A 4,826-nucleotide genomic window follows, 5' to 3' on the forward strand; every position below is an offset into this window, starting at 1 on the left:
TAACTTCTTCGAATTGGGCGGAGACTCGATTCTGGCGATCCAGATTGTCGCCCGCGCACGTAGCAAGGGGCTGCGGTTCACGCCCCGCCAGCTTTTCGAGCAGCCCACCGTCGCCGGATTGCTGATTGTCGCAAATACCGGCTCCATCGCAGCGGAGCAGGGAATAGTGACGGGAACCGCGCCGCTTACACCGATTCAGCACTGGTTCTTTGAACAGGAATTGGCCGATCCGCAGCATTACAATCAGTCAGTGCTGCTAGCGGTCTCGCGGGACATCGATGACGATCGCTGGAGACGCGTTTTTGACCAACTCCTGGCCCACCACGACGCATTGCGGCTGCGCTTCTTTCGCACCGGCGATGGATGGCTCCAGACACTCGCTGCTCCGGATGCGGCGACGCCCTACCGCCGCATCGATCTGTCCGGGATAGCACGATCACGCCGCATGGCGGCGGTAGCGGAACAAGCGGCGCAAGTGCAAGCGAGTCTTGATCTTTCCCGTGGGCCGCTCCTGCGCGCCGCGCTATTCGATTTTGGGCCGGACGAAGAAGCCTCCCTGCTGATCGTGATCCATCATCTGGCGGTTGATGGAGTTTCATGGCGTATCCTTCTCGAGGATCTGGATGCCGCCAATGCCCGGATGGAGCATATAGCCGCCTTGCCGCCGAAGACGACGGCTTTCACCTCCTGGGCCGGCAAACTGGCGGCCTACGCAAACTCGGCGGATCTCATGGAGGAGGCGGGATACTGGCTCGCGGCGTTGCCCATGCAGGCGGCGCCATTACCCAGGGATTTGCCGACGCCGCTGGAGGCCAACACCGCCGGATCAAGCCGCACGGTGGCGGTTTCTCTCGCCACGGAAGAAACCGCGCGCTTGCTGAGAGACATCGCACGGACTCATCGCGCCCGCATTGATGAGATATTGCTAACCGCCGTGGCTCTCGCCCTCGCCCGGTGGACCGGGGTGGGGGAGACGCTGGTTGACGTGGAAGGCCACGGCCGGGAAACCATTTCCGATGACGTCGATTTATCCCGAACCGTCGGCTGGTTTACGACGATCTTTCCGGTAGCCCTTGATGTCGGGGATTGCGCCAACCCCGGCGCGGCGCTGCGGCGAACCAAGGAAAAGCTGCGGGCGATTCCCCGGCGCGGCATCGGTTACGGTCTCCTGCGGTACATGAGCAAGAGCGACGCAGGAGATCATCTGAAAACGCTTCCCCAGGCACAAATGAGCTTCAATTACCTGGGACAATTCGAGCACTCCGCCGATCCGGGTGCCGATGGGAACGACCCGCGAGGGGCGGCTTTCAGCGAGCGCGACAGGCGGCGTTATCTTATTGACATCAATGGTGGCGTTTTCTCCGACAGGCTGCATCTTTCCTGGATTTACAGCGAGGCGATACATCACCGTGCCACCATCGAAACGCTGGCGGCGGCATTCCTGGAAGAATTGCGCGGAATAATCACCTATAACCCATCCTCCGGGGACATGGGATTCTCGCCCGCGGACTTTCCGCTTTCGAGTCTTGATCAGGCGCAGCTGGACCAGCTCTTGCGTGACAATCCCGATCTCGACGACATTTATCCTCTATCGCCGATGCAGGAAGGAATGCTGTTCCATACCCTCCTCGATCCGGATGCCGGAATCTATGTCGAGCAACTTCTCCATTCCTTTTCAAGCGATATCGACATCGAAGCATTTGAGCAAGGCTGGCGGTGCGTGGTCATGCGCCATCCGGCGCTGCGGACGACCTTTCATTGGAAGGGTCTCGACGCACCGTTACAGGTAGTTCACCGCGAGGCGCAACTGGACTGTGTCCATCTTGACTGGCGTGAGTCTTCCCAGCCGAAACAACGGCTCGACGATTTTCTTGACGCCGATCGGAAGCGGGGTTTCGATCTTGCGAAAGCGCCGCCGATGCGAATTTTTCTGATCCGAACCGGCGAGAATCAGTTCGAGTTCATCTGGAGCCATCACCATGCGCTCCTCGACGGATGGAGCGTGCCGATTCTCTTCGCCGAAGTGGGGGATTTCTACGATGCGATCCAGCGTGGCATCCGCCATGAGCCGCCGCCGCCGCGCCCTTACCGGGACTATATCGCCTGGTTGCGCGAGCAGGACCGGAATGCCGCCCAGGCTTACTGGAAGCATGCGCTCCAGGGATTTTTCGCTGCCACGCCATTGGTGGTGGAGCGGCCGCATACAGGCGCAGCGGAAAGCGGGGAGCATGGCGAACAATATATCCGCATGTCTGCGGGCTCCACAGCCACTCTGGAAACCTTCGCGCGCACGCACCAGCTCACGCTCAATACGCTGATTCAGGCGGCCTGGGCGGTGCTCCTGAGCCGCTACAGCGGTGAAACCGATATCGTGTTCGGCGTCATCGTATCGGGACGCCCGGCAGCGATTGCCGGCGTCGAGTCGATGCTGGGACTTTTCATCAATGCATTGCCGTTACGCGTTTCCGTGGCGGAAGATGTCACGCTCCTTGACTGGTTGCAGGATCTGCAAGCCCGTCAGCTCAAGGACAGGGAATACGAATACAGTTCGCTTGCGGAAGTACAACGCTTAAGTGAGATTCCTCCCGGCCAGCCACTTTTTGAAAGCCTGCTGGTTTTTCAAAACTATCCTCGTCGCGGAACTGCGAAGGAAAGTAAAGCTGCCAGCGCAACCCGAGCCGTGGAACGTACGAGTTACCCCCTGACAGCGATTGCCGCGCCGGGCGAGGAACTTCTGCTCAGGTTTCTATATGACCGCGCGCATTTCGACGATGCCATTATCATGCGCATGCTCGATCATTGGCGGACGCTGCTGGAAGCCATAGCGGCGAACTCCGCCGGGCGTCTCGCGAACCTTTCGCTGCTCACGGCCGCCGAACGGCGGCAGCTCACGGACTGGAACCATACCCAGCACGAATATCCAAGCGACCGCTGCATTCACGAGCTCTTTCTAGAACAGACGGTACGCACACCCGATGCAGTTGCCCTGGTCCATGGCACCACCCGCTTCACTTATCGCGAGATCAGTGAGCGTGCTGACATGATTGCCAGTCATTTGCGCCGCCTCGGCGTGCATCCGGATACACCGGTGGCGCTTTGTCTGGAGCGTTCGCCGGAGATGGTGAGCGCGGTACTTGCCGTTCTAATCGCTGGCGGTGCCTGCGTGCCGCTCGATCCGGCATACCCGCGAGAGCGGTTAACCTTCATGTTGCAAGACAGCGGAGCGCTTTTACTGCTTACCCAACGGGCACTACTTGAGCGACTGCCAGCCTATCGCGCGCTGTGCCTGGACGAACCGCTTCCACCGCTGCCGGGCAACCCGCCGCCCATCGTGCCAAAGTCGATGCCAAAACCGGAAAATCTGGCCTACATTATTTATACCTCGGGGTCGACCGGCAAGCCGAAAGGAGTGGCTCTGCCACATCGGACGCTGGTTAATCTGACAGCCTGGCAGCATGGGGAACTCGGTCCAGGGGGCAATACGCTGCAATTTGCGCCATTGAGCTTCGACGTCTCGTTTCAGGAGATTTTTTCGACCCTTTGTGCCGGCGCGACGCTCGTCCTGGCCCCCGAAACATTGCGGCAGGATCCGGTGGGGTTATGGCGGCTGATCGGCGAACAACAAGTTGACAGATTATATCTCCCCTTCGTTGCACTACAGCAACTGGCGGAAGCTGCCATTCACATCGAGCCGCTCCCCGCAACCTTGCGGGAGATCATCACCGCCGGGGAGCAATTGCAGGTCACACCCCAGATCCGCAACCTGTTCGGGAATCTCCCCGGATGCCGCTTGCACAATCATTATGGCCCATCGGAAACCCATGTGGTCACCGCTTACACGCTTGCGGGTTCGCCCAACGGCTGGCCTCTCCTGCCCCCCATCGGCCATCCGATCGCCAATACGTGCATTCACCTGTTGGATCCCGGCCAGCGCCTCGTACCCATTGGTGTGCCGGGAGAAATATATATCGGTGGAGACAATCTTGCGCGGGGCTATCTCAACCGCGATGAACTGACCGCCGAAAAATTCATTGCCCACCCTGATTACCCGGATTCACGCCTTTACCGAACCGGCGATCTTGCACGCTATCTTCCCGATGGCGAGATCGAGTTTCTGGGCCGTCTCGATCATCAGGTCAAGATTCGCGGTTTTCGGGTTGAGCCAGGCGAGGTGGAGGCAGTGCTTGCCAGCTACCCAGCGGTGCATGAGGCCGTCGTGCTGGTGAGGGAGGATGAGCCGGGCGATCGCCGGCTGGCCGCGTATGTGGTGGCGCGGACGGAAACACCGCCGACGGCCGGCGATCTGCGCCGGTTTCTACTCGAACGGCTGCCGGAGTATCTGGTTCCGTCAGCCTATGTTTTTCTCGTCAGCTTCCCTCTCACACCGAGCGGCAAGATCGACCGGCGAGCGCTTCCGGCCCCGGATCACTCACGTCCGGATCTCGGACGCGCCGCCATTCTGCCGCGTACGGACGACGAAACAAGAATAGCGCAAATATGGGCGCAGGTTCTCGGCCTCGATGCTGTCGGGGTGGAGGATAATTTCTTTGAACTGGGTGGGCACTCATTGCTGGCAACGCGCGTCATCTCGCGAATCCGGGACACTTTCCGCATCGAAGTCCCATTGCGCCGGCTTTTCGAGTTCCCAACGGTGGCCGGTCTGGCGCGTGCCATAGGCCGGGAAACAGGCGAAGCCACTGCCGAGCCGGCTATTCTGGCCGGGCTGCGGACGGACCCTTGTCCGCTATCCTTTGCCCAGCAACGGCTCTGGTTTTTCGAGCAGTTGTATCCGGGCAGCCCGGTGTATCACCTGAGCACGGTGCTGC

The 4,826-nt window shown here is 60.2% G+C and carries 1 protein-coding gene; it reads left to right on the forward strand.

Translation table 11 applies throughout. The features are described from left to right. The coding region (locus SQ11_RS15220) for a non-ribosomal peptide synthetase (protein ID WP_041515050.1) at positions 1-4,826 on the forward strand (4,826 nt) is incomplete at both ends.

Origin of the sequence: Nitrosospira sp. NpAV (assembly GCF_000832065.1) — a bacterium.
Lineage (GTDB): Bacteria > Pseudomonadota > Gammaproteobacteria > Burkholderiales > Nitrosomonadaceae > Nitrosospira.